Source organism: Streptomyces physcomitrii, from assembly GCF_012273655.1.
In the GTDB taxonomy this organism is placed as follows: domain Bacteria; phylum Actinomycetota; class Actinomycetes; order Streptomycetales; family Streptomycetaceae; genus Streptomyces; species Streptomyces physcomitrii.
The window spans coordinates 33,669-60,655 of sequence record NZ_JAAWWP010000012.1; the positions used below are offsets into that span (position 1 = coordinate 33,669).

At 73.8% G+C, this 26,987-nt stretch carries 20 protein-coding genes; 8 read left to right on the forward strand and 12 right to left on the reverse strand.

The genetic code is table 11. From position 1 onward, the window contains the following. The first annotated feature begins 399 nt into the window (after positions 1-399). The 4 genes from HFV08_RS19675 to HFV08_RS19690 all read left to right on the forward strand — a co-directional run bounded on the left by HFV08_RS19675 (position 400) and on the right by HFV08_RS19690 (position 8,104). Complete coding sequence (locus tag HFV08_RS19675; protein WP_168541059.1) at positions 400-1,305, forward strand: S1 family peptidase; 906 nt, start codon at positions 400-402, stop codon at positions 1,303-1,305. A gap of 541 nt (positions 1,306-1,846) precedes the next feature. Continuing rightward, a complete protein-coding gene (locus HFV08_RS19680) occupies positions 1,847-2,920 on the forward strand; it encodes a S1 family peptidase (protein ID WP_168541060.1) in 1,074 nt (357 codons plus the stop codon). Positions 2,921-3,326: 406 nt separating this feature from the next. Further along, on the forward strand, positions 3,327-7,046 hold the full coding sequence (locus HFV08_RS19685) for a DNA polymerase III subunit alpha (protein WP_168541223.1): 3,720 nt from the start codon (positions 3,327-3,329) through the stop codon (positions 7,044-7,046). Then, positions 7,043-8,104, forward strand: coding sequence for a DNA polymerase Y family protein (locus tag HFV08_RS19690; RefSeq protein ID WP_168541061.1), 1,062 nt, complete (start codon positions 7,043-7,045; stop codon positions 8,102-8,104). The genes HFV08_RS19685 and HFV08_RS19690 overlap by 4 nt, the downstream gene beginning before the upstream one ends. 109 nt (positions 8,105-8,213) lie before the next feature. Here HFV08_RS19690 and HFV08_RS19695 read toward each other — a convergent pair whose 3' ends face one another. Next, positions 8,214-11,591, reverse strand: coding sequence for a phosphodiester glycosidase family protein (locus HFV08_RS19695; RefSeq protein WP_376770678.1), 3,378 nt, complete (start codon positions 11,589-11,591; stop codon positions 8,214-8,216). A gap of 390 nt (positions 11,592-11,981) precedes the next feature. Further along, complete coding sequence (locus HFV08_RS19700; protein ID WP_168541062.1) at positions 11,982-12,326, reverse strand: hypothetical protein; 345 nt, start codon at positions 12,324-12,326, stop codon at positions 11,982-11,984. A gap of 295 nt (positions 12,327-12,621) precedes the next feature. Between HFV08_RS19700 and HFV08_RS19705 the strand changes: the two genes are divergently transcribed. After that, positions 12,622-13,482, forward strand: a complete 861-nt coding sequence (locus HFV08_RS19705; protein WP_246341903.1) for an esterase/lipase family protein — start codon at positions 12,622-12,624, stop codon at positions 13,480-13,482. A 127-nt stretch (positions 13,483-13,609) separates the two neighbouring features. Here the strand turns inward: HFV08_RS19705 and HFV08_RS32120 are convergent, their stop codons facing one another. The 3 genes from HFV08_RS32120 to HFV08_RS19715 form a co-directional block, all read right to left on the reverse strand. Then, a complete protein-coding gene (locus HFV08_RS32120) occupies positions 13,610-13,744 on the reverse strand; it encodes a hypothetical protein (protein WP_281373515.1) in 135 nt (44 codons plus the stop codon). A gap of 229 nt (positions 13,745-13,973) precedes the next feature. Beyond that, a complete protein-coding gene (locus tag HFV08_RS19710; protein ID WP_168541064.1) occupies positions 13,974-14,477 on the reverse strand; it encodes a ribonuclease FAU-1 family protein in 504 nt (167 codons plus the stop codon). Beyond that, entirely contained in the window at positions 14,458-15,387 is a 930-nt protein-coding gene (locus tag HFV08_RS19715) for a GNAT family N-acetyltransferase (protein WP_168541065.1), read from the reverse strand. Before HFV08_RS19715 ends, HFV08_RS19710 begins: the two co-directional genes overlap by 20 nt. 127 nt (positions 15,388-15,514) lie before the next feature. On the opposite strand from HFV08_RS19715, the gene HFV08_RS19720 reads away from it, so the two are divergent. After that, positions 15,515-15,901, forward strand: coding sequence for a GntR family transcriptional regulator (locus HFV08_RS19720; protein WP_312885736.1), 387 nt, complete (start codon positions 15,515-15,517; stop codon positions 15,899-15,901). Between the two features lie 42 nt (positions 15,902-15,943). On the opposite strand, the gene HFV08_RS19725 is transcribed toward HFV08_RS19720, so the two are convergent. Then, on the reverse strand, positions 15,944-17,053 hold the full coding sequence (locus tag HFV08_RS19725) for a DUF5925 domain-containing protein (RefSeq protein WP_168541067.1): 1,110 nt from the start codon (positions 17,051-17,053) through the stop codon (positions 15,944-15,946). 408 nt (positions 17,054-17,461) lie between these two features. On the opposite strand from HFV08_RS19725, the gene HFV08_RS19730 reads away from it, so the two are divergent. After that, entirely contained in the window at positions 17,462-18,262 is an 801-nt protein-coding gene (locus tag HFV08_RS19730; protein WP_168541068.1) for an SGNH/GDSL hydrolase family protein, read from the forward strand. A 336-nt stretch (positions 18,263-18,598) separates the two neighbouring features. Beyond that, positions 18,599-18,874 carry a hypothetical protein gene (locus HFV08_RS19735; protein ID WP_168541069.1) on the forward strand — a complete coding sequence of 92 codons (276 nt, stop codon included), beginning with the start codon at positions 18,599-18,601 and terminating at the stop codon, positions 18,872-18,874. A 24-nt stretch (positions 18,875-18,898) separates the two neighbouring features. Here the strand turns inward: HFV08_RS19735 and HFV08_RS19740 are convergent, their stop codons facing one another. From HFV08_RS19740 to HFV08_RS19765, 6 genes are all read right to left on the reverse strand, one after another. Beyond that, positions 18,899-20,122 (reverse strand): CaiB/BaiF CoA transferase family protein, encoded by a 1,224-nt coding sequence (locus tag HFV08_RS19740; RefSeq protein ID WP_168541070.1) that lies wholly within the window; start codon positions 20,120-20,122, stop codon positions 18,899-18,901. A 104-nt stretch (positions 20,123-20,226) separates the two neighbouring features. Beyond that, positions 20,227-21,444, reverse strand: coding sequence for a type ISP restriction/modification enzyme (locus tag HFV08_RS19745; RefSeq protein ID WP_210430536.1), 1,218 nt, complete (start codon positions 21,442-21,444; stop codon positions 20,227-20,229). Between the two features lie 54 nt (positions 21,445-21,498). Further along, a complete protein-coding gene (locus tag HFV08_RS19750; RefSeq protein WP_168541072.1) occupies positions 21,499-23,010 on the reverse strand; it encodes an FGGY-family carbohydrate kinase in 1,512 nt (503 codons plus the stop codon). A 167-nt stretch (positions 23,011-23,177) separates the two neighbouring features. After that, complete coding sequence (locus HFV08_RS19755) at positions 23,178-24,161, reverse strand: substrate-binding domain-containing protein (RefSeq protein ID WP_168541073.1); 984 nt, start codon at positions 24,159-24,161, stop codon at positions 23,178-23,180. Beyond that, complete coding sequence (locus tag HFV08_RS19760; protein WP_168541074.1) at positions 24,158-25,273, reverse strand: ABC transporter permease; 1,116 nt, start codon at positions 25,271-25,273, stop codon at positions 24,158-24,160. Before HFV08_RS19760 ends, HFV08_RS19755 begins: the two co-directional genes overlap by 4 nt. After that, complete coding sequence (locus tag HFV08_RS19765; RefSeq protein ID WP_168541075.1) at positions 25,270-26,967, reverse strand: sugar ABC transporter ATP-binding protein; 1,698 nt, start codon at positions 26,965-26,967, stop codon at positions 25,270-25,272. Before HFV08_RS19765 ends, HFV08_RS19760 begins: the two co-directional genes overlap by 4 nt. Positions 26,968-26,987: the final 20 nt, after the last annotated feature.

The following is a 26,987-nucleotide window of genomic DNA, read 5'->3' on the forward strand; positions in this document are numbered from 1 at the left end:
CCGGGGATCGCCACCGGCGTCTTCGCACCGGGCCTCGCGGTGCCGGGGCGATTCATCCCGTACGGTACCGGCCGTACCTCGGCATGCCCGTCGAGGCGGGCGGGTTGCGGCTGCTGTCCTCCGGCTGGGTGCGCGACGGGAGTTCACCCGGGGGAAACACCCGGCGCGAGGGCCGTCGCGCCGGGTGCCCGCGTGCGCCTCCGCCGGATTCCGCTTCGCCGGGCGCCGGGCGAGGGGGACGGCTGAAAGCCACCCTTGTGCCGCTCAATTCCCGACCGAATACTCCGAGCAGCGCTTGTCAGGTGCACGGCGGCCCGGGGTCCGGGAGGCCGGGCGCCGACCGCGTCTCACGGGCCCCGGCCCCACGCGGGCCCCCGAGTTCCCTGGGAGGAACCAGCAGTGAGGTTGATGCGCACCACCCCCCGCAGCAGCGGCGTGGCGAGACGTACGCGCCTGATCGCCCTCTCGTCCGGCCTGGTGGCCGCGGCGGCCCTCGCCGTGCCCGCGGCACACGCCGGCGAGACGACCACGTACAGCGCCACCCAGCTCAGCCAGGCGGCCGACTCGGTCCTCGAGTCCGATGTCGCGGGCACCTCCTGGGCCGTCGACGCCAAGACGAACAAGCTGGTCGTCACCGTCGACAGCACCGTCTCCAAGGCGGAGATCGCCCAGCTCAAGAAGGACGCCGGAGCCGAGGCCGGCGCCCTGCAGATCAAGCACACCCCCGGTACGTTCAACAAGCTGATCGCGGGCGGCGACGCCATCTACGCGAGCAGCTGGCGCTGCTCCCTGGGCTTCAACGTCCGGGACAGCTCCGGGGCCTCCTTCTTCGTGACCGCCGGCCACTGCACCGACGGCGCGGGCACCTGGTGGTCCAACTCCGGGCACAGCACGGTGCTCGGCTCCACCGCCGGCTCCAGCTTCCCGGGCAACGACTACGGCCTGGTCCGGTACACCAACACCTCGATCGCCAAGCCCGGTACGGCCGGCGGCGTGGACATCACGCGTGCCGCCACCCCCTCCGTGGGCACCACCGTCACCCGGACCGGCTCCACCACCGGCACCCACAGCGGACGGGTCACCGCCCTGAACGCCACCGTCAACTACGGCGGCGGCGACATCGTCTCGGGCCTCATCCAGACCACGGTCTGCGCCGAGCCCGGCGACTCCGGCGGCCCGCTCTACGGCGGCAGCACCGCCTACGGCCTGACCTCCGGCGGCAGCGGCAACTGCTCCTCCGGCGGAACGACCTTCTTCCAGCCGGTCACCGAGGCGCTGAGCGCCTACGGGGTCAGCGTCTACTGAGTCGCGCCGGCGTCCGCCGCCGGATCGCGCGCGGCACGGTCCCTCCTGTGAGGCGGGCTCCCGTCGTCCTCGGACGCGGGGGCCCGCCGCCCGTCCACAGGTGCCGTTCCGGCTGACGCCGTACGGCGGGGGACCGGGGCGGGAGCCGAGGGCGGCGCGCATTGTGCCGCATCGGTTTTTTCGCGCGTCCCCGGGGTCGGAGTCCGACGTCGTCAGGGGGTCCATCAGCCTCAACAAAGGGCGAGAACAAGACAGGTCTACACCTGGAGAGGAAGCGGCCGGAACTTCGCAATCCGCCTTTGCGAATGGGACGGTCCCGCCCTGACCAGGTGTCTTCGTCTGCCCGGAGAGCGGTGGCCGCGCTCCTCGACGCGACGTGAAGTCGACCTTGTCCGGTTCGCTTCTCCGTGGGGATAGTGGGGCCAACCGTTGGCATGGACGCGACGCATTACTGGCTTTCCGTCGGGTCCCCGCCATCAGCCTTCCGGCTCCGGGCAAACCCCACGTGCCCCCGGAGTCGTCCCCCCACAGGAGGACGTACGTGAAGCACCGACGCATTTCCACCCGGCGTATCGCCGTGACCGGCGCGAGTGTCGCCGCCCTGGTCGTCGCGGGAATCTCCTTGCAGTCCGCGAACGCCAGCACGGATGTCTCCGCCGAATCGCTCTCCGCGACGGCGGCCGGAAAGCTCGCTTCCTCCCTCACCAAGGACCTCGGCAGCGAGGCCGCGGGTTCGTACTACGACGCCCAGAGCAAGCACCTGGTCGTCAACGTCCTGAACCAGGACGCGGCCTCCGCGGTCGAGTCGGCCGGAGCCAAGGCCAAGGTCGTCGACCACTCCCTCGCCGAGCTGAAGGGCGCCCGCGCCACGCTCAAGGACAAGGCGAGCATCCCGGGCACCGCCTGGTCCGTCGACAACTCCGCCAACAAGGTCGTCGTCACCGTCGACCGCACGGTCAAGGGCGCCGAACTCGCCAAGCTGAACAAGGTCGTCGACCAGCTCGGCAGCAAGGTCCAGCTCAAGCACAGCAAGGGCGAGTTCAAGTCGCTGATCGCCGGTGGCGACGCGATCTGGGGCGGCGGCGGCCGCTGCTCGCTCGGCTTCAACGTCACCGTCGGCGGCGAGCCGCACTTCCTCACCGCGGGCCACTGCACCGAGGCCATCACCAGCTGGTCCGAGTCGCAGGGCGGCCCGGTCATCGGTGAGAACGCCGGCTCCAGCTTCCCGGGCAACGACTTCGGCCTGGTGAAGTACACGGGCGACACCGCGCACCCCAGCGAGGTGGACCTCTACAACGGCAGCACCCAGGCCATCGCGGGCGCCTCCGAGGCGACCGAGGGCCAGCAGGTGACCCGCAGCGGCTCGACCACCCAGGTCCACGACGGCACCGTCACCGGCCTGAACGCCACGGTGAACTACGCCGAGGGCACCGTCGAGGGCCTCATCCAGACCGACGTCTGCGCCGAGCCCGGCGACTCCGGCGGCTCGCTCTTCGCCGGTGACCAGGCGCTCGGCCTCACCTCCGGCGGCAGCGGCGACTGCTCCGCCGGTGGCGAGACCTTCTTCCAGCCGGTGCCCGAGGCGCTCTCCGAGTTCGGCGCCGAGATCGGCTGACCCACCGCACCACACGCATCACCGCACCACACGCGCCACTCTCCGGCCCGCCCGCTCACCCGGGCGGGCCGGAGCCCTTTCACGACCGGCCGAGGCCGGCCCGGTGCTCCGCCGGGCCGGCCTCCGTCGTGCCCGCCCGGGCGGGTCCCGCGGCGACCGGGGGGCCGGGGGACCGGGATTTCGCGCCTCCGGAACCGGGGTCCCGCGGTGTCCGGAGCCGGACCCCGAAGCGACGGGGCCCCCGTCCCGCCGTGGCCGGAAAGGGCCGGAGCCCCGTGATTCCGGGGCCGGTGCCGCCTGGCCGGTTCCCGAAGGTCCGGGCCGCCCCGCCTCTCGTACGTACGTTCGAAGAGTGGTCTATGGTGGAGACCGGGGAGGCAGGAAACCGGACGGTTGGGAGGTGCGTGTGCCGGGCTTCACGCATCTGCATGCCGCCTCCGGATACTCCCTGCGGTACGGGGCCTCGCATCCGGAACGGCTGGCCGCCCGCGCCGCCGAGCGGGGCATGGACGCCCTCGCGCTGACCGACCGGAACACCCTCGCCGGAGCGGTCCGCTTCGCCAAGGCCTGTGCGCGGGAGGGGATCCGCCCGCTCTTCGGGGTGGAGCTCGCGGTGGCCGAAACCCGGCGCCCCGGACGGGACGTCTCGGGTGTCCGGCGGGCACCGGTACGCGGCGGCGCCTTCGTCGACGAGTCCTCGCCCCGGGTCACCTTCCTCGCCCGGGAGGGAGCCCTCGGCTGGGCCTCGCTCTGCCGGCTGGTCTCCGCCGCGCACACCGCCGAGGGCGAGCCGCTGCTCAACCGCGCCGCGCTGCCCGCCGAGGGCCTCACGGTGCTGCTCGGCCCCGCCTCCGACGTCGGCCGGGCGCTGGCCGCGGGCCGCCCGGACCGCGCGGCCCGGCTGCTCGCGCCCTGGCGGGAACTCTTCGGCGAGGACCTGCGCCTCGAAGCGGTCTGGCACGGCCGCGAGGGCACCGGACCCGGTTCGCTGCGCCTGGCCGCCCGTACCGTCGGCTTCGCGGCCGAGCAGCGGGTGCGCCCGGTGCTGAGCAACGACGTGCGCTACGCCGACCCCGGGGCGGGACCGGTGGCCGACGTGCTGGACGCCGCGCGCCGCCTGGTGCCCGTCGACGCCCGCGGCGAACTGGACAGCGGGGAGCGCTGGCTCAAGGACGCCGGGGCGATGCGGCAGGCCGCCGAGCGGATCGTGGAGGCCGCGGGCTACCGCCGCGACACCGCCCACCGCCTGCTCGAACAGACCCGGGACACCGCGGCCGCCTGCCGGGTCGACCCCGAGGACGACCTCGGCATGGGCTCCGTACGCTTCCCCGAACCCCATCTGGTGGGCGCCGCGGGCCGCACCGCCCAGCGCGTCCTCGCCTCCCGGGCCGCCGCCGGGATGCTGCTGCGCGGCTACGACCGGGGGCCCGGCGCCCGCGGCTACTGGGAGCGGATGCACCACGAGCTGGACATCATCGCCCACCACGGCTTCGCCTCCTACTTCTTGACCGTCGCCCAGGTCGTGGACGACATCCGGGGCCTCGGCATCCGGGTCGCCGCCCGCGGCTCGGGCGCCGGCTCCCTGATCAACCACCTGCTGGGGATCGCACACGCCGACCCGCTCGCCCACGACCTCCTGATGGAACGTTTTCTCTCCACCCGCCGCTTCGTCCTGCCCGATATCGACATCGACGTGGAGTCCGCCCGCCGCCTGGAGGCCTACCGCGCGATCCTCGCCCGCTTCGGCGCCGAACGGGTCGCCACCGTCGCGATGCCCGAGACCTACCGGGTCCGCCACGCGATCCGCGACGTGGGCGCCGCCCTCTCCCTGGACCCCGCCGACATCGACCGCATCGCCAAGGCCTTCCCGCACATCCGCGCCCGCGACGCCCGCAGCGCGATGCGGGAGCTGCCCGAACTGCGCCCGCTCGCCGAGGAGATGAGGCAGCAGGGCGGCAGGCGGCGGCTGTGGGAACTGGTCGAGGCGCTGGACGCGCTGCCCCGCGGCGTCGCCATGCACCCCTGCGGGGTCCTGCTCTCGGACGCCTCGCTGCACGCCCGCACCCCCGTGGTGCCGACCAGCGGGGAGCAGTTGCCGATGTCGCAGTTCGACAAGGAGGACGTGGAGGACCTCGGCCTGCTCAAGCTCGATGTGCTCGGCGTACGCATGCAGTCGGCGATGGCGCACGCGGTCGCCGAGGTGGAGCGGGCGAGCGGGGAGCGCGTCGACCTGGACGCGGTGCCCGAGGGCGACCCGCCGACGTACCGGCTCATCCGGTCCACCGAGACGCTCGGCTGCTTCCAGATCGAGTCGCCGGGCCAGCGCGACCTGGTCGGCAGGCTGCAGCCCGCGGACTTCCAGGACCTGGTCGTCGACATCTCGCTCTTCCGGCCTGGCCCGGTCGCCGCCGACATGGTGCGCCCCTTCATCGAGGCCAGGCACGGCCGCGCGCCCGTCCGCTACCCGCACCCCGACCTGGAGGAACCGTTGCGCGAGACCTACGGGGTGGTGGTCTTCCACGAGCAGATCATCCGGATCGTCGACATCATGACCGGCTGCGGCCGGGGCGAGGCGGACCGGGTCCGGCGCGGGCTCTCCGACCCGGAGTCGCAGGGCCGGATCCGCTTCTGGTTCGCGCAGCACGCGGCCGGGCGCGGATACGACGCCGCGACCGTCGCCCGTACCTGGGAGATCATCGAGGCCTTCGGCAGCTACGGATTCTGCAAGGCCCACGCGGTCGCCTTCGCGGTGCCGACCTACCAGTCCGCCTGGCTGAAGGCCCACCACCCGGCCGCCTTCTACGCCGGACTGCTCACCCACGACCCGGGGATGTACCCGAAGCGGCTGCTGCTCGCGGACGCGCGGCGGCGCGGGGTGCCGGTGCTGCCGCTGGACGTGAACCGCTCGGCGGTCGCCCACCGTATCGAACTGGTGTCCGAGGAAGGGCGATCCGGGGAGCGGGCGGCGGGGCGGCGGGCGGCCCCGCGCTGGGGGATCCGGCTCGCGCTCGGCGATGTGCACGGCATCGGCGAGGCCGAGGCCGCCCGTATCGAGCGGGCCCAGCCCTACTCCTCGCTCCTCGACTTCTGGGAGCGCGGCCGGCCCGGGAAACCGGTCGCCCAGCGGCTCGCCCAGGTCGGCGCCCTCGACGCCTTCGGCGCCAACCGCCGCGACCTGCAACTGCATCTGAGCGAACTCCACCGCGGCGCCCGCGGCTCCTACGGGGAGCAGCTCCCGCTCGCCGGAGGCCGGGGCACCGCGCCCGCGGGCCTGCCCGACCTCGGGGACGCCGAGCGCCTCAGCGCCGAACTCGGCGTCCTCGGCATGGACGCCTCCCGCCATCTGATGGGCGACCACACGGAGTTCCTCACCGAACTCGGGGTGCGTTCCGCGCGCAGGCTGCGGGCGGCCAGGCACGGGGAGACGGTCCTGGTCGCGGGCGCCAAGGCGGCGACCCAGACCCCGCCGATCCGCTCCGGGAAGCGGGTCATCTTCACCACCCTCGACGACGGCACCGGCCTGGTCGACCTCGCCTTCTTCGACGACGCCCACGCCGCCTGCGCCCATACGGTCTTCCACTCCTGGCTGCTCCTGGTGCGCGGGGTGGTGCAGCGGCGCGGACCGCGCAGCCTCAGCGTGGTCGGCGAGGCCGCCTGGAACCTCGCCGACCTGTCCGAACTCCGCGCCACCGGCGGCCTGGACGCGGTGGCCCGCCACCTCGCCGCGGAACCCCCGGGGCCGGGCACGGCCGGGTCGAGCCCGGCCGGGCCGGGCGCGGACCGCACGGCCACCGGCGAGGGCACGGCCACCGCCGGATCCGGAGACTCCGATGCCGGAATCTCCGATGCCGGAGACGGCGAGGCTGGAGACGGCATGACCGGAGACCGTGAGGCCAGCGACAGCGAGACCGGAGGCGGCGAGACCGAAGGCAGCGAGACCGGAGGCCGCGAGACCGGAAGCAGCGAGGCCAGAGGCGGCCAAGTCGGCGCGGACGGTACGGGAGGCCGCCGCATCCGGATGCCCACCGGCTACGAGATGCACCCCTGGGCCGACCTGCGCCCCGCGGGTGAGGGGAACGGGCCCCCGCGCAAGCTCTGGCACCAGAGCCCCGGGAGCGCGGGATGACCGTGCTCTGCGTACGCTTCGGACTCGCCCCGGGGCAGGACGGGGTGATGTCCCAACTGCTCGCGCTGCTCGGTGAGTTCACCCCGCTGGTGCAGGCGCTGCCGCCGGACGGGGCGCTCGCGGACCTGCGCGGGGCCGAGCGGTACTTCGGCCGGGACGCCGTCCAGCTCGCCGAGGTGATCCGGGTCCGCGCGCTCGCCCGGCACGGGGTGGACTGCGTGGTCGGGGCCGGGCCCACCCCGGTACCGGCCCGGATGGCCGCGGCCGAGGCGGAGCCCGGCAGGCCCCGGGTGGTGCCCGAGGAGGCGGACGGGGTGGGGGAGTTCCTCTCCGGCAGGCCGGTGGCCGCGCTGCCCGGGGTGGGCCGGGCGACCGTCCGTACGCTCGACTCCTACGGGCTCGACACCCTCGGCCGGGTCGCCGCCGCCCCGCTGCCCGCCCTCCAGCGGCTGCTCGGCGCCCGGGCCGGCCGGGAGCTGCGCGAGCGGGCCCGGGGCACCGACCGCAGCCGGGTGGTGCCGGATGCCGCCGCCCGCTCGCTGACCGCCGAACGCCGCTTCGACCGCGACGAGTTGGACCCCTTCCTGCACCGGCGCGCCCTGCTCGCCGCGGCCGGTGAACTCGGCGCGGGGCTGCGCGCCGAGCACCAGGTGTGCCGCACCCTGAGCCTGACCGTGCGCTGCGTCGGACGCACCGGCCACGCCGGGCTGACCCGCAGCAGACGGCTGCCCGAGGCCGGGGCGCACTCGGCGGTGCTGAGCGCCGCCGCGTACCGGATGTACGAGTCGCTCGGCCTCCAGCGGGCCAGGGTGCGCGGGATCCTGCTGCGCGCCGAGGGACTCGGCCCCGCCGAGAGCGCCTCCCGCCAGCTCAGCTTCGACCCGGTGGACGACAAGCTCCGCCGGATCGAGGAGGTCGCCGACCGGGCCCGCGCGAAGTTCGGCCCCCGGGCGGTCATGCCGGGCACCCTGGCGGAACCGGATCCGAAGCCGCACGCGAAGCCCGAGTCGAAGCGGCGCCGGGGCACCCCCGACCCACCGGCCAAGAAGGCCGGTTGACCAGGCGGACCGCCCGTTCGACCGGCCGCTCGGCGCGGGGAAGCGCACACCGTCCCGCCCGGGTGCGGTGCCGCCGGAGGACCGGTGGGCACCGCACCCGGGCGGCGGTTCAGTCCACCGTGAAGGAGGCCTCCTCGGCGGTGCCGTTGACCGTGACCCGTACGGTGGCCTTGCCGGGGCGCAGGCCGGTGAGCTTGCCGGTCGCGGGGTCGTACGCCGCGACGTCGGCGGGGCCCGCATCGTCCGGGGCGCCGACGTACAGGTTCGAGGAGCCCGACCAGTCGGCGCTCAGCGGGAAGCCGACCGGCACCTCGCGCGCCTCCTCGCCCTCGCCCTCGCCCTGGGTCACCGTGGCGGTCACCGACTCGGCCTTGTCCACGGGGAGTCGGTCCGGGGCGCTCAGGCCGAGCCCGTCCACATGGGCGCAGGTCTGCACGGACAGCCAGTCGGGGCCGCCCGCCCACGGCCGGTTCCGGGTGTCCTCCTGCTGCCCGGCCGGCACCGGGTCGACGCCGACCATCGACCAGCCGGTGAAGCCGCCCTGGTCGGGCGCGGTGGCGGGGGCCTTGCCGGAGTTGCCGTTGACCAGGTAGGGCACCCCGTCGACGTGCGAGGCGTGGAAGGTGCCGACATGGGAGCCGATGAAGCCCGCGCCCTTGCCGGTGGTGCGGCGGAAGTCGGTGAGCCAGTTCTCCAGCATCGCGGCCTCCTTGCGGCTGTTCAGCTGGCTGCCCTGCTGCGGGGTGGGATCGCGCGGCGGCACGTGCTCGATCACCGCCACCGAGCCGATGTCCGGGTCCTTCGCCGCCTTGTCCAACTGGCCGCGCAGCTCCTTGATCTGCTCGTAGCCGCCGCCGCGCAGGGTCAGGCTGGAGGTGTCGAGGGTGAGGAAGCGGGTGCCCTTGTGGTCGAAGGTCCGCTGCGCGGCGCCGAACTCCTCGGTGAAGTTGTCGATCTTGCCGCCCATGACCTCGTGGTTGCCCGGTACGTAGTACCAGGGCAGGTCCTCGCCCAGTTCCTCGTCGAGGACCTTGTGGGCGAAGGCGAGGTCCTCCGGTGAACCCTCGTCCACCAGGTCGCCGTTGACCACCAGGAAGTCGGGCCGGGCGGCCTTGATCTCCTTCAGGGTGCGGCGGGCCTGGGCGACCACCGGGCTGTCCGGGTCCGCGGCCACGAACTGCGCGTCGGACATCACGGCGAACCGCCAGTCGCGGCCGTCCGCGTCCGCCGCCGTGGAGATGAGCGGGTCCTTCGCGACCGGCTGCGCGGGCAGGTCCACGTCCGGCGGGACCTCGGCGGTCAGGTCGTCGAAGGTGACCTTGCCCGCGTACTGCCGGGAGGCGATGGTCTCGGCGACATAGAAGCGGTGCACGCTGACCGGGTAGTTCGTCCCGGCCGGGACCTTGAACTCGATCTTCTTCCAGCCGGTCCAGTCGACGAAGGGGCCGCGCAGCAACTGGTCGGCGCCCGCCGCGTCCTTGAGGTGCAGGGTCGGCCAGGTGCCCTTGCCGTCGCCCTTGATCCACAGGCCGAAGGACTGCGGCTGGCCCGCCACCGGGATCGTCTCGGGCGGGGTGGCGTACGCGGCGCGGGTGGCGTTCGACTTGGTGAAGTCGTAGGTCATCTCCAGGCCGGTGCCGTCGTGGCCCTCCGGGGTCGGTTCGAGCGAGCCGTCGGCGCGGGCCTGGCTGAACTTCCAGGACTCGGCGTCGTCGAAGTCGGCCTCCTGCTGCTCGGTGAGGCCGACGGTGACCGCGAGGACGGTGCTCTTGCCGCCGACCTCGGCGGTGACCTGCCCGGAGAGCTGCTCCCCGGAGCCGTCCTCGGCCTTGACGGTGAAGCCGCCCCGGTCGTCCGGGGTGATCGAGAAGAGGTCGTGGTCGTAGTCGAGGGTGGCGTCCGCGGGTTCGATCGGGGCGCTGCCGCCGTGGGCGTCCAGGCCGACGAGTCCGAAGTGGCCGCTCTCCTCGGCGCTGCCGATGCCGACCCGGCGGGTGCTCGGCTGGATCCGGTCGAGCTTGTCGAGGACGGTCAGTTCGACGTCGCCGGAGGCGCCGCCGCCGGCCGCGGTGACCTTCGCGGTGCCGCCGTGCCCGGCGGTGAACACGCCCTTCGCGTCGACCTCGCCGACCGCCGGGTCCGAACTGGTCCACTGCGGGGTGGCGTCCGCGGGTCCGTAGGTCTCGTCGTAGGCGCTGGCGGTGAGTTCGCGGGTCAGGCCGGGGAAGACGCGCTCGGGGTGGCCGCCCTTGACCTGGTCGACGGTGGCCGCGTCGGCGGCCTTCATGGCGGTCTCGACCCAGTAGTCCTGGACCTTGCCGCTGCCCTCGGGGGCGGTGAAGGCGAGGCCGTTGGGGACATCGCGCTCCCGGCCGTCCGAGGGGCTGTTCTGCAGCGGGATCTCGTCGCTGCCCGGGGTGCGGGCGAGGAGCGCGGTGGAGCCGCCGCCGTCGAGGTTGAGCGCGTTGTGGGCACCGGCGCGCTTCATCATCAGGCCCAGCTCGGTGAGGGTGACGCCCACGCTGTCGGTCTGCCAGCCGTCGACGGTCAGCACCGTCATTTTGCTGCCGTCCTCGGAGAAGCCGACGGCGGTGCGCGCGGCGTTGGCGTTGTTGCCGCCGCCCTCGTGGTCGACCGGCTCGCCGTCCACCACGAGCAGCTCCCGGCCGCCGATCGCGGTGCCGGGGACCTCGCCCTTGTCGGTACGGGGGCTGTACTCCAGGGAGACCTTGTCGCCCGCCTTCAGGCCCGCCAGGGTGTCCGCCCCGGCGTCGCTGCCGAGCAGCACCGTGGTGCCCTCGGGTATCGCGCCCTTGCCGGGCTTGTCGCCGACCGCGGTGACCTTGCCGTCCACGACGCTGACCTCGGTGGCGCGCTCGCCGCCGTCCACGGTCAGCTTCCGGTCGGCCTCGCCCCACTGGGAGTTGTAGGCGCCGATGCCGCCCGCGGGCACATCGGCGGTGTTGAGCGCGCCGAGCGCGTGCTTCCCGTCGGGGAGGGTGAGGGTGCCGTCGAAGTACAGCTCCAGGATCCGGCCCGCGTCGGCGGGGCCCACCCCCACGACCCGGTTGTTCTTCTCCGCGGGCGATTTGACGAACTCTCCGCCGCGCAGACCCGAACCGGCCGGTGCCTGGGTGCCGTTGAGATCGAAGAAGTCACCGTTGATCGCGGCGACGGTACGGCGGCCCTTGCCGGGGTCGTGCCCGGCGGCCAGCTCGGAGAGGGTCTTGCGCCCGGCGACCTTGCCGGAGTCCAGGTAGTCCACCTTGGTGCCGCCGTCGAGGTCCACCGAGAGCGAGTGCACCCGCAGCCACTTGTCGGACTCCAGGCGGTCGTACGCGTCCATGGTGACGCCCGGGGCGATGGGACGGCTGCGGTGCCCGAGTTCCAGGCCGTCGCCGTCGGAGATGGAGGTGGCCCCGGGGCCCGCGGCGCCCGCCCCGGTGTCCAGGGTGCTGGCCGGGGGCGGTGCGACGGGCCGCAGCATCTCGTCCGCGGTGCGCGGCACCGGCTCCGGGGCGCGGCCGGTGGCGGTCGGCGCGGCCGCCTCCTGCTGGGCCGCGGCCGAGCCGCCGGGCAGGACCGCCAGGGCGCCGAGGGCGGTCAGCGCGAGGGCTGCTCTGGGCAGAGCGTGGTTGAGCAAGGTGACTCCTGTGGTGGGGGATGCACGTGAGCACACTCGGCTGATCAGCATTGTCTTGTGCACGACACGCGCGCCAGGGAGTACCGGAAAAACCCCGGAAAACCACGGGGCTTTCACACCGCGACCACCGCGTGAACGCCCCGCGTCCGCCGGAAGGCCGGCGAGGGCGCCGCCGCGTGGCTCATCGCCCGGGCGGCGCCCCCGCGGTGCGGCTCACCGCCCGGACGGAGCCCCTCAGAGCTGGGCGGGCGCGCCGACCCGTACCTCCACCTCCTCGCCGTCCGGCAGCAACTTCCGTACCGGCCACAGGCGTTCGGAGATGGGGGTGCCCGCTCCGGTGGTGTACGCGGGGACCGTGAGGACGGTGTCCCCGTCCTCGGCGACCAGCAGCTCCGCGTCCGCGACGACGACCCCGTCGGAGAAGCGCAGGGCCAGGCCGAGGGGCCGGGGAGCGGCGGCGAAGCCCTCGGGGTCGGGGAGTTCCCGCAAGCGGCAGCTGCCCCCGGGGAAGAGGTGGGTGTGGGCGCAGACGGCGGGATGGACGCGGTCGGCGGGCGAGCCGGGGGAGGGGTGGTCCATGGCGGGCTCCTGAGGTGGGTGAAGGCCGGGCCCGCGCAGTCTGGCGCCTCCGGCGGCCGGTCCGGTGCCGTGTCGCGGGCGGTGGGCTTTGCCGCCACCTGATCGGAGGCGCCGGGTCCCCACCCCGGCCCGGGTGCGCGGGGTGGGCGTACCGGCCCGGCAATTTTCTGCTGACGCGGAGCTTCAATCCGGGGCTACTGGCGCGTAATTTGGCATGAGCACGGCACCTCGTGATCCGGATCACAGGCGGAATCCCCCTCTCCCTTTCACCGAGCCGCAAGGAGATCACGTGACGCTGCCCTGGAAGCGCCTGCGCCGCTCACTCGCCGCGGGCCTCCTGCTAGCCGCCGCCTTCACCGCCGCCCCCGCGGCCGCCGCGACCGCACCCGAGCGGACCGCGGCCGTCAGCTCCGGCTGGAACGACTACTCCTGCAAGCCCTCCGCCGCGCATCCGCGCCCGGTGGTCCTGGTGCACGGGACCTTCGCCAACTCCGTCGACAACTGGCTGGTCCTCGCCCCGTATCTGGTCGACCGGGGCTACTGCGTCTTCTCCCTGAACTACGGGGAACTGCCCGGGGTCCCGGTCTTCAAGGGGCTCGGCCCCGTCGACAAGTCGGCCGCGCAACTCGGCACCTTCGTCGACAAGGTCCGCTCCGCCACCGGGGCGGGCAAGGTCGACCTGGTGGGGCACTCGCAGGGCGGCATGATGCCCCGCTACTACCTGAAGTTCCTCGGCGGCGCGGACAAGGTCAACGCGCTGGTCGGCATCGCGCCGAGCAACCACGGCACCACCCTCAGCGGCTTCACCAAGCTGCTGCCCTACTTCCCGGGCATCGAGAACCTGCTCAACGAGCACACCCCGGCCCTCACCGACCAGGTCGTCGGCTCGCCCCTGATGCAGAAGCTCAACGCGGGCGGGGACACCGTGCCCGGCGTGCAGTACACGGTGATCGCGACGCAGTACGACGAGGTGGTCACGCCCTGGCGGACCCAGTTCCTGGACGGCCCCGGCGTACGCAACATCAGGCTGCAGGACCTCTGCGCCGTGGACCTCTCCGAGCATGTGCTCGCGGGCACCACGGACAAGGTCGTCTTCCACGAGGTGGCCAACGCCCTGGACCCGGCGCACGCCACACCCACCACCTGCTTCTCCTGAGCGGGCGTCCCGCCTGAACGGAAGTCCCGGCTGAACAGATGTCCCGCCCGGTCCGCCGGGCGGGACATCCCTTGTCCCGGAAGGTGCCCTGTCCGGAAGGTGCCGGGTCCCGGAAGGGCCCGGGTGCTCAGTCCTCGGGCCACCACGTCCGGCGGATGTCCTTGCGGACCTCCGTCCGGCGCGCGGTCTTCTCCTCGGCCTCCTCGCGTACGCGGCGGGAGGGCTGCTTGACGACGGGGCGCTGTACGGTCACACGGCGCATGACTGCCTCCTTGGTGCCCACCGGGTCCCGTACCTGAGTACCGAGGTGAACCCGTGCCGGGAGCGTTCCTCATCAACGGCGCGCTGTCAGTGGCGACTGTCACGCTGTGGTGAGGCATACCCATCCGAAGCACGTGATGACCATGAGAAGGCCCCCCGATGACAAAACTGCAATCACAAAGCGGGAGAAACGGCGCATCACGACCGGTTCGAGTGGCCTGAATGCGGTCTCAGTCCGCGATCAGGGCCTCGAAGTCGCCCCGCCGGGCGAGGAGTTCGAGGGCGTCCAGGGCGGCCAGGGCCTGAGCCGCCGCCTGTGGATCGCGCGCCGCGAGACCGCTCTCGGCGAACTCGTCCTCGTCCAGGCGCAGCACCTGCCGCCCGTCCGCCGAGCGCCACAGATCGAGGTCCAGGTCCTCCACCGTGAGCTCGCCGCCGCCGAGCACCGCGGGCCGGGTGATGTCGCAGTACCAGCCCTTGAGGGTGCCGTCGGCGGCGCGCACCTCCTTGACGGCGTACCACCGGTGCCGCCAGTAGTGCTCGGTGAAGACGTCCCCCGGCTCGAAGCGGACGAAGCCGAAGTCCCGGGTGCCCTCGCCCGCCCAGGGGGCGCGGACCGTCAGCCGCTCCCCGTCGTCGCTCAGCAGCCGCGCCGGGTAGCGGATCTTCGTGCGGCCCGCCTTGACGAGGACCACCCGTACCGTCCCGGGGAGTTCAGCCGAGTGCCCGGACATGGCGCACCTCCGTCCCGCACACCCGGTAGCCGAACCAGGTGTTGACGGCGAGCATCGGGCCGTTGTCCGTGTCGTTGCCGGTGAAGGCCTCCCGGATCCCGGCCGCCCGGGCGCGGTGCAGCGAGTCGTTCTTCACCAGCTTGGCCAGGCCCCGGCCGCGATGGGCGCGCGCGGTGCCGGTCATGCCGGAGGAGTAGCGCGTCTCGCGGTCGGTCTGGGCCAGGCTGAAGGCGACCGGGCGCCCGTCCACCACGGCGACGGTGGTCAGCTCCAGATCGGTCAGCGGGTGGTGCCAGGTGTCGGCGAGCCACCCCTCGTAGTCCGCGAGGACCGCCCCGACATCGCTCGGCTCGTCGGCCGTGGTCTCCGCGTCCAGGGCGAAGACCGGCCGCGGATCGGCCGCGAAGGAGGAGGCGGGCCGCAACTCCACCCCGGCCGGGGGTTCGAGGCGCGGCGGCAGCGCGTCCCGTACCAGGTCCAGGCGGAGGAAGTGCGCGGAGCGCTTGGCGGTGTAGCCGTGCCGGACCGCGAACTCCCGGTTGCGGGGCTCGTCGTAGACCCAGGACCAGACCTCGCGCGCCCCGGAGCGCGCCAGATGCTCCTCCGCGGCGGCAAGCAGCAGCGAGCCCGCGCCGCGCCCCTCCCGGTCCGGCCGTACGTAGAGATTGGCGAAGCCCTGCCCCGGTTCCGCGCTCTCGTGCGCGATGCCGACCTGCGCGGTGCCGATGACCTCGCCGTCCTCCTCGGCGACCAGCGGCCGGAACCGCTTCCGCGCGGGGGCGTGCGCCAGGTCGAAGGCGAGGGAGCCGGCGGTCATCACCATGAAGGGCAGGGCGCGGCGGCGCACCCGGACGAAGGCCTCGGCGTCCGCGGGGTCCCCGGGGCGCAGCGGGCGAACGATCACATCCATGCGGCGCACGCTACGCGCGGCACCGCCCGGGGCGCCTCCTGATATTCGGCGCCCGATTCCCCGCCCGATTCCCGCCCGTCCGCCGGTCCCGGGGCGCCCGCGCGCCTCGGTGCGGGACAATCGCCCGGTGACCTCGAAGACCGGTTTGAGCATCGACGACGACGCGGGCACCGCCCCGTACGAGCAGCTGCGCGCGCAGATCTCCAAGCAGGCCAGGACCGGGCGGCTGCCGGTGGGCCACCGGCTGCCCACCGTGCGCGGCCTCGCCCAGGAACTCGGCCTCGCCGCCAATACGGTGGCCAAGGCCTACCGCGCCCTGGAGAGCGACGGGGTGATCGAGACCCGCGGCCGCAACGGCACCTTCATCGCCGCCGCGGGCGAGGCCGCGGACCGCAGGGCGGCCGAGGCCGCGCAGTCCTTCGCGGCCCAGGCCAGACGGCTCGGCCTGACCGAGGACGAGGCCCTGCGCGCCGCCCACCAGGCCCTGCGCGCGGCCTATGGCACGGCGGACTGAACCCCTCCCGCCGACCGAACTCCTCCCGGGGGAGCGCACGGCTCAGAGGTACAGCCCCGCGTCCGCCCCCGGCCGCTGGTCCGGCACCGAGGCGGGGGAGGTGCCCCGGCGCAGCGCGTACAGCTCGGCGAGGGTGGTGCCCTCGCGGCCGAGGGCACTCTCGTGGCCGGCGGCCTCCTCGCCCAGCCAGCCCAGCGACTCGGCGCGGGTGAGCGGCCCGACCTCGATCCGGGCGAGGCAGCGGCCCGGGCGCACCACGGCGGGGTGCAACCGCTCCAGGTCCTCGTTGGTGGTGACGCCCACCAGGACGTTGCGGCCCTGGCCGAGCAGCCCGTCGGTGAGGTTGAGCAGCCGGGAGAGCGCCTGGCCCGCGGTGTGCTTGGCCTCGCCGCGGATCAGCTCGTCGCAGTCCTCCAGGAGCAGCAGCCGCCAGCGGCTCTTCGCGGCGCCCTCGTCCTCGCCGATCGCGATGTCCATCAGGTAGCCGACGTCGCTGAACAGCCGCTCCGGGTCGAGTACGCAGTCGACCTGGCACCAGTCGCGCCAGGAGCGGGCGAGGGTGCGCAGCGCGGAGGTCTTGCCGGTGCCGGGCGGTCCGTGCAGCAGGAGCAGCCGCCCGGTGATGTCCTCCGGGGTGGTCTTCATCAGCCCGTCCATGGCGTCGGCCACCGGCGCAGTGTAGTTCTGCCGGACCTCGGGCCAGGTCCCCGCGGAGATCTGACGGGTCGTCCGGTGCGGTCCGCGGCGCGGGGAGACGTACCAGAAGCCCATGGTGACGTCCTCGGGCTGCGGCTCCGGTTCGTCCTGGGCGCCCTCGGTGGCCGCGGAGACGGTCTGCTCGGCGAGTTCGGCGCTGGTGGCGGTGACGGTGACATCGGCGCCCCGGCTCCAGCGCGAGACGAGCATGGTCCAGCCCTGGCCCTCGGCGAGCACGGCGCTGCGGTCGTCGTCGCGGGCCGCGCGCAGCACCCGTGCCCCCGGCGGCAGCAGGGTGGCGCCGGTGCGTACGCGTTCGATGTTCACGCTGTGCGAGTACGGCTGCTCGCCGGTGGCGAAGCGGCCGAGGAACAGGGCGTCTACGACATCCGAAGGGGAGTCGCTGTCATCGACGTTGAGCCGGATCGGCAGGGCTTCCTCTGGGTTCGCGGGCATGCCGCCATGATCCGTCACCGCTCTGTCCGGTGCACCCGGTTTCCGTGCCCCCGCCCGCTGCCCCTTGTGGGCGGGAAAGCTCCGCTGTGCCCCGGCAAGGGCGTCAACTCCCCGCACACAAACACGGGTTCGAGGCGGTCGACGCGCGTGGACCGCCTGCCGGCGGGGCATGAGACAGGCACCCGACCGACCTCTTCCCGGGCACCCCCGGGAAGGCGCGCGGCACCCGGTCTACGCGAGTAGTCCGCGGCGCGGCCGAGGGTCGGTCAGGTCCTGTCTGTACGGGTGTGTGCGGAACCGGAGAAGGGCGCGGGTGGCGTGTCGAGGAAAAGATTGACATGGACACTTCCAGTCAACTTCCCCGCGTGCTAACACAGTTGCGCAGAGATCCCCCCACGGAGGTAGCAGATGAAACTGAAGAGACTTGCGGCCTATGTCTCGGCCCTCACCCTGGCCGGGGCCGCCGCGCTCACCGGGGCGAGCGCGGCGAGCGCGGACCAGGCCGCCGCCGACGGCTATGTGGCCCTCGGCGACTCCTACTCCTCCGGAGTGGGCGCGGGTGACTACGACAGCAGCGGCTGCAAGCGCAGCGCGAACGCCTACCCGCAGCTGTGGGCCAACGCCCACTCGCCCTCCTCCTTCGACTTCGTGGCCTGCTCCGGCGCGGTCACCGGCGATGTGCTCGCCAACCAGCTCGGCCCGCTGAGCACCAGCACCGGCACCGTCACCATCTCCATCGGCGGCAACGACGCCGGCTTCTCGGACGTGATGATCAACTGCGTCCTGCCGGGCGAGGACAACTGCATCAGCCGGATCAACACGGCCCGCTCCTTCGTCGAGAACGAGCTGCCCGCCAAGCTCGACCAGGTCTACGACGAGATCAGCTCGCGCGCCCCCAACGCGCATGTGGTCGTGCTCGGTTACCCGCGCTTCTACAAGATCGACGGAAGCTGCGTGGCGGGTCTGACGGACGAGGAGCGCTCCGCCGTCAACGGCGCCTCCGACCTCCTGAACCAGGTCACCTCGGCTCGCGCCGCCGCCCACGGCTTCAGCTTCGCGAGCGTCGTCGGCAACTTCACCGGTCACGAGATCTGCTCCGGTGACGCCTGGCTGCACAGCGTCAGCCTCCCGGACGTCACCAACTCGTACCACCCGACGGCCGCCGGTCAGTCGGGCGGCTACCTCCCCGCGCTGGAGAGCGCTTCCTGACGGGGAGTGCCGCAGCGTTCGGCGGGTCCGGGCCTCCTTCGGGGTGCCCGGACCTGCCGCGTACCGGGGCCGGGTCCGCCCCTCGACACGCCGGGCCCCGCCTCCCCGGCCCGCAACCCCCGCCCTCACGCCCCGTCACCGGGTCCGTTCGCTGCCGGGAGTCATGGCTGACCCGGAGGGTTTCGGGCATGCTCAAGGGGAGGGCTGGATTCGGAGAGTGATCGTCAACACCCTTGTGGGAAAGGTGAATACGGGTATCGGGATACACGTGCGTCCCGTGGGGACGATAGTGTTGAGCTGCCCGGGCCGGGTGCCGTCGTACGGGTGGGGAGTGACATGGAACAGATAACTGTACGAAACAGGGCGCGAGTGCCCGCCATCAACTGCGGGAGCAGCGCGACCAAGTCGCGGCTCGACCGGCATTTCGCCGTGATGGGCGGACCCGTGGTCCCGCAGCGCGAGGCCGCGGAGGCCACGCTGCTGATGCGCGAGCTGACCAGCCGCGAGAGGCCGCAGGAGCACACCCCCACGGGCCGCCGTGCCCGGGTGCGGAAGGTCTCCCTCTTCGCTCCGCTGCGGCGGCTGCGCCGCACGCTGCTCGGGGGGCGCTGACCCCTACCGCACTCCGGTCACCGCTCAGGCGATCACACCGTCCTGGCGCAGCTGCGTGATCTCCGCCTCCGTCACCCCCACGGAGCGCAGCAGCGCCTCGGTGTGCTCGCCGAGCCCGGGCACCGCCCCCATCCGCGCCTCTTCCCCGCCGGGCAGCGTGAGGGGTGGCAGCAGGGCCCGCAGCGGACCGGCCGGGGAGCCGATCTCCCGCCAGCGGTCCCGCGCGGCCAGTTGCGGATGCGCGGCCAGACCGGTCATCCCGCGCAGCCGCGCACAGGCGATCCCCGCCGCGTCCAGCCGCCGCAGCGCCTCCTCGGCGGTGAGTTCCCCGAGGGCCCGCGCGACGGCGGCGTCGGTGCGTCCCCGGTGGGCCACCCGGGCCGCGTTGGTGGCGAAATCGGGGTCCTCGGCGAGTTCCGGACTGCCGAGCACCTGGGCGGCGAGCCTGCGCCACTCCCGGTCGTTCTGCACCGAGAGCAGCACCCGGCCGCCGTCCGCGGTGGGATAGGCGTCGTACGGGGCGATCACCGTGTGGGCGAGGCCGGTCCGTACCGGCGCCGTGCCGCCGTGGATCGTGTGGTGCAGCGGATGGCCCATCCACTCCGCGAGCGCCTCCAGCATCGACACCTCCACCGGGCCGCCGCGCCCGGTGGTCCCGCGCCGCACCAGCGCCGCCAGCACCCCGGAGAAGGCGTACATCCCGGCCGCGATGTCGGCCGCCGGGATGCCGGACTTCACCGGCTGCTCGGGGGTGCCGGTCACCGAGACCAGGCCCGCCTCGCACTGGACGAGCATGTCGTAGGCCCGCCGGTCCGCGTACGGGCCGCCCTTGCCGTAGCCCGAGATGTCCACCGCGATCAGCCGGGGGTCGGCGGCGCACAGGGTGGCCGCGTCCAGGCCGAGGCGGGCGGCCGCGCCCTGGGCGAGGTTCTGCACGAAGACGTCCGCGGTGGCGAGCAGGCGGCCGAGCACGTCCAGCCCGCGCGGGTCCTTGAGGTCCAGGGCGATCGACTCCTTGCCGCGGTTGCACCAGACGAAGTGCGAGGCAAGGCCCGCGGCGGCGGTGTCGTAGTGGCGGGCGAAGTCGCCGCCGCCGGGGCGCTCCACCTTGATGACCCGGGCGCCGAGGTCGGCGAGCTGCCGGGTGGCGAAGGGGGCGGCGACGGCCTGCTCCACGGCGACGACGGTGAGGCCGTCCAGCGGCAGCGGCTGCACAGCAGGGGAGGGCGAGGTGGTGTGGGGCTCCATGCGAGGGATCATGTCCCCGGCGGGCGGCCTTGTCACCGAGGCCTCCGTCACGCGCCGCCGGACCGCCCCGGCCGCCGCTCGGCGAGCGCCCCGGCCGCCCCGCCTCACAGCAGCGCGAACTGCCCGCCCGGGCCCTCCTCCTGGTGGTCGAGTACGGAGGCGGGGCGCCGCGCGGCGGGCGGCGGCGGCAGTACGCCCGCCGCGGTCAGCTCCGCCCGGCCGGGAGCACCGGCCAGTTCGGCGGCCAACTCCTCCTGCCGGGGGCGCAGTTCGGCGAGGAGGGCGAGCACGGTGAGGAGTTCGAGCAGCTCGGAGGTGCGGGACTGCGGCCAGGCGGCGGGAGCGAGCGCGGCGAGGCTCCCGGGCTCCCCGGCCGTCGCGCGGCGGGCGAACCAGGCCTCCAGGACCCGGACCTGGCCGACCCGGAACTCCCAGGCCCCGGCGGGTACGGGGGAGACGCGGCCGGTGCCGACCAGCAGGGTCTCCTCCTCGGGGTCGTACTCCGGGGCCGGGGGCCGGGCGGGCAGCGGGGCGCGCACATAGGGCCGCCTGCCGCCCGGCATCCGGGGCCGTTCGCCGGGGCCGCGCCGCATCAGCCAGAGCAGGCGCCGGCCCAGTTCCACGCCGCGGGTCCAGACCTCCGGTCCGGTCGGCAGCGGTACCAGGGGGCCCTTCGGCCCGCCCCGGGCGACGGCGAGGATCCAGGCGAGGAGGTCCTCGGGGGTGGTGGACAGACCGAGACGGGCGTCCAGGAAGGCGCTCAACCCCGGTGCCAGATTGGGCTCTTGACCGCCCGGGCGCCGGAAGAGCGGCCTGATCCTGCCCGGCCGTACGGTGTGCGGCTGCCCGTCCGGCGGGAGGACCGCGCCCGGCAGCAGCGAGGTGGCGAGGAGCGGGGGGCTCTCGGCGCCGGGGGTGAAGGCCTGCTCCACCAGGAAGATCTGCCGGGCGTCGGCGACCCGCCACAGCTCGGGGCGGGCCGCGTCGATCAGCCGGTGGTCGGGTATCAGCCACTGCTCGTCGAAGGGGGCGTGCAGGACGCGCACCGGCTCGGGGCAGGGCCCGAGCGCACCGGCAAGCCGGCCGGTGCCGGTGCGGCGGCCGGGGAGCTGGGCCACCGCGGTGTGCAGGGTGCGGGAGCGGGTGGGGCCGAGCAGCCGCTCGCGCTCGGTGCCCTCCGCCTTGCCGAAGGCCTCCCAACGGGCCTTCAGCGAGGCCGCGTCGGGTGCCAGCGGCCAGGCCCGGCCGAGGCGCGGGGCGGCGACGGACCACGGCAGGAGGTCCGCGAGCAGCGGCGCGTCGTCGTCGGTCACGCCCGGCATCGTACGACGGCGGCGTCCTTCGGGGGACGGGACCGGGGGCGGATCACCCGCCCCTCAGGCGTCCTTGTGCTGGCGGGCGGCGAGGACATGGGCGGCTTCCCGGGTGGCCGGATACAGCTCGCGGTAGAGGCCGTACAGCTCCTCGTAGACCTCCCCGGTGGCCGGATCGGGCTCCACCACGGAGGCCACCGGATTCCAGCCGCCGAGGTCCGCGGCCGAGACCAGACCGGTGCCGAGCGCCGCGAACAGGGCGTCCCCGTGGGCGGCGCCGATGGTGTGCCGGGGCACCTGCTGGGGGCGCCCGGTGACATCGGAGACGATCCGGGTCCACAGCCCGCGGGCGCCGCCGCCGACCGCGACCAGGCGCTCCGGTGAGCCGCCCGCCTCCACCATGGTCTCCAGGTTGTGCCGGACCCCGAAGGCGGTGGCCTCCAGGGCGGCCCGGTAGAGGTGGCCCCGGCCGTGCCGCAGGGTCAGCCCGTGGATCAGGCCCCGGGCGTCCGGGTCGAAGAGCGGGGTGCGCTCCCCGGCGAAGTACGGCAGCATCAGCAGGCCCTCGGCGCCGGGCGGCAGCCGGTCGGCCTCCTCGGTCAGCTCCGGGTAGGAGGCGCCGGTCAGTTCGCGCAGCCAGCCGGTGACCGCCCCGGAGGTGGCCATGCCCGCGGCCAGGCAGTGGGTGCCGGGGAAGGCCCCGGCGGTGCCCCACAGGCGGGCGTCGCCCACCGGTTCGCCGACCACGTTGACCAGGAACATCGTGGTGCCGTACATCAGCATCACGTCCCCCGGGTCCCGTACGCCCGCCGCCGTGGCCTCCGCCCAGGCGTCCACGATGCCCGCCACCACGGGCGTCCCGGCGGGGATGCCGGTCGCCGCCTCGGCCTCGGGGGTGACCTCGCCGACGGTCTCGGCGGGCCACACCAGCCGGGGCCACTCCAGGCCCGGCGCGATCTCCTCGCACCACTCGGGGATCCAGGCGCCCGCCCGCGGGTCGTACAGCGGCACCGACTGGCTGGCCGAGTGGTGGTCGAGGACATAGGCGCCGGTGAGCCGGTGCGTGAGGTACGAACTGGCCATGAACCAGCGGCGGGTACGGGCCCAGGCCGCCGGCTCCCGCTCGCGCAGCCAGGCGAACTTGGGGCCCACCGCCTGGCTGGTCAGCGGGGCGCCGCAGCGGCGGATGATCTCCTCGGCGCCGTAGTGCGCGTTCTGCGCGGCGATCTGGGCGCCGGCCCGGGTGTCCACCCCGTACAGGATCGCGGGCCGGACCGGGGCGCCCGCCGCGTCCGCCGGGAGCAGGCAGGGGCCGATGCCGCTGACACCGACCCCGGCGAGCCGCTCGCCCGCGGGCAGTTGGGCCAGCAACTCCCGGGCCAGGGCGCGCAGATCGGCCCACCAGATGTCCTCGGCGTCGTGCTCGAACCAGCCGGGGCGCGGCGAGGAGGTGGTGTGCTCGCGCTGGGCCGAGGCGAGCAGGGTGCCGTCGGGGCGGGCGAGGACGCCCTTGGCGGAGGAGGTGCCGATGTCGATGCCGAGGAGCAGCCCGCTCGGGGCGGCGGAGGAGGTCATGGCGGTCCTGGGGTCCGGGGCGTGGCCCCCCCCGGGGGGGGGGGCCCCCCGGGGGGGGGGGGGGGGGGGTGGGGGGGGGGGGGGGGGCCCGCCGCCCCCCCCCCCCCGGGGCCGGGGCACGCCGTGACGGGCGGGTGCGGGCGTACGGGTACGGCGGCGGGCGGTGGTCAGCCGCCGCTGACGTCGTACTCCTCGTAGATCTTCGCCGCGTTGGCCTTGGTGACCTCCACGGTCGGCAGGGTCTGCTTCTTCTTCGGCTTCTTGCCCTGGGAGAGGGCGTAGGCGGCCTCGGCGGCCTCCTCGGCGCCGGTCGGGTAGACGAAGGTGGACAGCAGGCGGCCCTGCTGGACGGCGCGGATGCCGCCGTCCGGGATGGCGAGGCCGTCGATGCCGAGGAACTTGATGCTCTTCGCCTTGCCCGCGCCGGAGGCCGCGCCGTGCGCGCCGATCGCCATGTCGTCGTTGTGCGCGTAGACCAGGTCGATCTCGGTGCCGCGGGCCAGCCACTGGTTCATCACCTTGATGGCGTTGGGCCGGGTCCACTTGGCCTCGCGGGCCTCGACGATCTTGATGCCGTGGCCCTTCACCGCGTCCCGGAAGCCCTTGTCGCGGTCGATCTGCGGCTGCGCGGAGAGCACCCCGCGCAGCTCGGCGACGTTGCCGCCGTCCGGCAGCGCCTTGACGGCGGCCTCGCCCGCCTTCTGGCCGATCGCGTAGTTGTCGCCGCCGATGAAGGAGGTGTAGCAGTCGGTGTTGACCGTACGGTCCAGGATCAGCACGTCGATGCCCGCCTTGCAGGCCTGCTCCACCGGCGGGGTCAGCGGGGCGGGCTCGTTCGGCGAGACGATGAGCAGGTCCACCTTCTGCTGGATGAAGCTCTGCACCTGGCTGACCTGGGTGGCGTTGTCCTGCCGCGCGTCCGTGATGGGAAGCAGCTTGAGGTTCTCGTGCCGGGCCACGAAATGCTTGAGCTGCTTGTTGAGCTGCTGGCGGTAGGGCTCGGCGTTGTTGGACTGCGAGTAGCCGATGACGAACTGCCCGCCGTCCTTGCCGGAGTCGCCGCCGTCGGCGGAGTCCGTCTTGGAGGCGCAGCCGCCGGCGAGGGCCGCGGCGCACAGGGCGGCCAGTACGGAGGTAGCGGTGCGTTTCATGCGGTTTTCTCCTCGCTGGGTGGCGTCTTGCCGAAGCGGCGGCCGAGACGGCGGCCCGCGCCGCGCAGCAGGTCCGGGCGTTGCAGGACCACGGCGAACACGACGATCGAGCCCTTGATGACCAGTTGCCAGTTGTCGCTGACGGCGTTGAGGCCGAGGACGTTGTCGAGCAGGGTGAGGATGAGCGCGCCGACGAAGGTGCCGGCGATGGTGCCCTTGCCGCCGGCGAGGCTCGCCCCGCCGATCACGGCCGCGGCGATCGCGTCGAGTTCGTAGCCGTTTCCCGCCATCGGGTCCGCCGAGGCGCTGTACGCCGCGTCGATGGGCCCGGCGAAACCGGCGAGCATGCCGGAGAGGGTGAACACGGCGATCACCACGAAGGTGACGTTGATGCCGGAGAGCCGGGCCGCGGTCGGGTTGCCGCCGACCGCGTACACATGCCGTCCGAAGCGGGTGCGGGAGAGCAGCAGATGGAAGACGACGCAGACCAGGACGAAGGCGAGGACGGGGAAGTAGATCCCGTCCGGGCCGAGGACGCCGACCAGGACGTTGTGCCCGGGGGTGCCGAGGCCCTGGAAGGAGGCGGAGTTCTCGGTGAGCTTGCCGTCCGGGCCCGCGACGGTGGTGCCGACCGAGGCGTTGTCGGACATCTGCCGGTCCAGGCCGCGGGCGATGGAGAGCATGGCCAGCGTCATCACGAAGGACTGGATGCGCAGCCAGGAGGTGCCCGCGCCGTTGACGAAGCCGAAGGCGGCGCCGATCAGCATGCACAGCGGCACGATCTGCCAGACCGGCATGTCGTGGTGGAAGAGCATCATCGCCGCGGCCATCGAGGCGAAGCCCATCAGGGAGCCCACCGAGAGGTCGATGCCCGCGGTGATGATGACCAGGGTGACGCCGACCGCCAGGATGCCGCGGGAGGAGAAGTTGCCCACCGCGTTGGTGAGGTTGGTCTGGTTGAGGAAGACATCGCCCTTGGTGGCGACCCCGGCCGCGAAGATCAGCACCAGGCCGATATAGCTCTGCAGGGAGCCGAAGAGCGGCAGCAGCCGCCGCAGCCTCCCGGGTGCCTTCGCCTCGGCCGCCTCGGCGGTGTCGAGGGTGCTCGTCATGCGCCGCTCTCCTCGTCCTCGTTCGCTTCCTCGGGGCCGCCCCGGGAGCTGTCGGCCCCGCCGCCCCGGGCGGCCGGTCCCCCGGCGCGGGGCGCGGGCACGGCCGGTCCCGCACCGGGGTCCACCACCGCCGTCTTCGGGGCCTCGGCCACCGTCCGGCGGGCCATCGCCGCGGTGAGCAGGGACTCCTCGTCGGCCACCGGGCCCCGGGCGGGGTCGCGGTGGAACTCGCCGGTCAGCCGTCCCTCGCAGAGCACCAGGATCCGGTCGCACATGCCGATCAGCTCCGGCAGTTCGGAGGAGACCGCGAGGATCGCCGTGCCCTGCTGGGCGAGCCTGTCCATCAGGGTGTGGATCTGCGCCTTGGCACCGATGTCGATGCCCCGGGTCGGCTCGTCCATCAGGAGCAGCCCGGGCTCGGTGAGCAGGCACTTGGCGAGCACGACCTTCTGCTGGTTGCCCCCGGAGAGCTGCCCGGCCGGGACCTCCATGCCCGGGGTGCGCACCGCGAGCGCGTCCAGCTGCCCGCGCACCGCCGCCGCCTCGCGCCGCCGCCGCACCGTCCGCCAGGGGGTGCCGAATCTGCCGAGCGCGGCGAGCGAGGCGTTGAAGCGGACCGTGTTGCCGAGGACCAGGCTCTGCGCCTTGCGGTCCTCCGCGACCAGGGCGAGGCCCCGGCGGATGGCCTGGCCGGGGCTGCGCGGCCGGTAGGCACGGCCGTCCAGGGTGAACTCGCCGCTCGCCCGGGCCCCGTAGTGCCCGAAGAGGGACTGGAGCACCTCGGTGCGCCCGGCGCCCATCAGCCCCGCGAGCCCGACGATCTCGCCGGGCGCGACGGTCAGGTCGATGCCGTGCAGGGCGGGGCCGCCGCCCACCGAGGGCAGCCGCAGGCCCCGTACGCTCAGGCGCGGGGGAGCGGCCGGGGCCTGCGCGGGGCGGCGCGGGTACAGCTCGTCCAGGGGGCGGCCGACCATCAGGCGGACCAGTTCGGCGCGGCTGGTCTCGGCCATCGCGCGGCGCCCGGTGCACACCCCGTCGCGGAGCACGGTCACCGAGTCGGCGATCTCCTCGAGTTCCTCCAGGCGGTGCGAGATGTAGACGACGCCGACGCCGCGCGCGGTCAGCCCGCGGATCACGGCGTGCAGTCTGCGCACCTCGGCGTCGGCGAGGGCCGAGGTCGGCTCGTCCATCACCAGGATCCGCACGTCCAGGCTCAGCGCCTTGGCCACCTCGATCAGCTGGCGCTCGGCGATCTGGCAGTGCTTGAGGGCCCGGCGGGGCGGCAGGTCGAGGCCGAGTCCGGCGAGCAGCCGGGTGGTGCGCTCCTCCATCTCGCGGCGCCGGACGGTGCCGCGGGCGGTGGTGGGCTCCCGGCCGAGGAAGACGTTCTCCGCGACGGAGAGTTCGGGCACCAGGTTGAGCTCCTGGTGGATCATCGCGATGCCGTGCCGGGCGGCGTCCCGCGGGGAGTGCAGCGGGACCGGCTCGCCGTCGCGCAGGATGCTGCCCTCGTAGTCCGCGTGGACCCCGGCCAGGATGTTCATCAGCGTCGACTTGCCGGCGCCGTTCTCGCCGAGCAGGGCGACGACCTCACCGGCGTGCACGGTGAGGTCGACGCCGCTGAGCGCGCGGACGCCGGGGAACGACTTGGCGATGCCCCGCATGGCGAGCAGGGGCGGTGCCGATGAGGTCATGTCCTTCCTCCGTGGTTCCT

Coding starts and splice junctions, on each gene's coding strand:
- HFV08_RS19690 (WP_168541061.1), top strand. CDS start 7,043: ATGACCGTGCTCTGCGTACGCTTCGGACTCGCCCCGGGGCAGGACGGG.
- HFV08_RS19695 (WP_376770678.1), bottom strand. CDS start 11,591: ATGCTGCGGCCCGTCGCACCGCCCCCGGCCAGCACCCTGGACACCGGG.
- HFV08_RS19700 (WP_168541062.1), bottom strand. CDS start 12,326: ATGGACCACCCCTCCCCCGGCTCGCCCGCCGACCGCGTCCATCCCGCC.
- HFV08_RS32120 (WP_281373515.1), bottom strand. CDS start 13,744: ATGCGCCGTGTGACCGTACAGCGCCCCGTCGTCAAGCAGCCCTCCCGC.
- HFV08_RS19710 (WP_168541064.1), bottom strand. CDS start 14,477: ATGTCCGGGCACTCGGCTGAACTCCCCGGGACGGTACGGGTGGTCCTC.
- HFV08_RS19715 (WP_168541065.1), bottom strand. CDS start 15,387: ATGGATGTGATCGTTCGCCCGCTGCGCCCCGGGGACCCCGCGGACGCC.
- HFV08_RS19725 (WP_168541067.1), bottom strand. CDS start 17,053: ATGCCCGCGAACCCAGAGGAAGCCCTGCCGATCCGGCTCAACGTCGAT.
- HFV08_RS19730 (WP_168541068.1), top strand. CDS start 17,462: ATGAAACTGAAGAGACTTGCGGCCTATGTCTCGGCCCTCACCCTGGCC.
- HFV08_RS19735 (WP_168541069.1), top strand. CDS start 18,599: ATGGAACAGATAACTGTACGAAACAGGGCGCGAGTGCCCGCCATCAAC.
- HFV08_RS19740 (WP_168541070.1), bottom strand. CDS start 20,122: ATGGAGCCCCACACCACCTCGCCCTCCCCTGCTGTGCAGCCGCTGCCG.
- HFV08_RS19745 (WP_210430536.1), bottom strand. CDS start 21,444: ATGCCGGGCGTGACCGACGACGACGCGCCGCTGCTCGCGGACCTCCTG.
- HFV08_RS19750 (WP_168541072.1), bottom strand. CDS start 23,010: ATGACCTCCTCCGCCGCCCCGAGCGGGCTGCTCCTCGGCATCGACATC.
- HFV08_RS19755 (WP_168541073.1), bottom strand. CDS start 24,161: ATGAAACGCACCGCTACCTCCGTACTGGCCGCCCTGTGCGCCGCGGCC.
- HFV08_RS19760 (WP_168541074.1), bottom strand. CDS start 25,273: ATGACGAGCACCCTCGACACCGCCGAGGCGGCCGAGGCGAAGGCACCC.
- HFV08_RS19765 (WP_168541075.1), bottom strand. CDS start 26,967: ATGACCTCATCGGCACCGCCCCTGCTCGCCATGCGGGGCATCGCCAAG.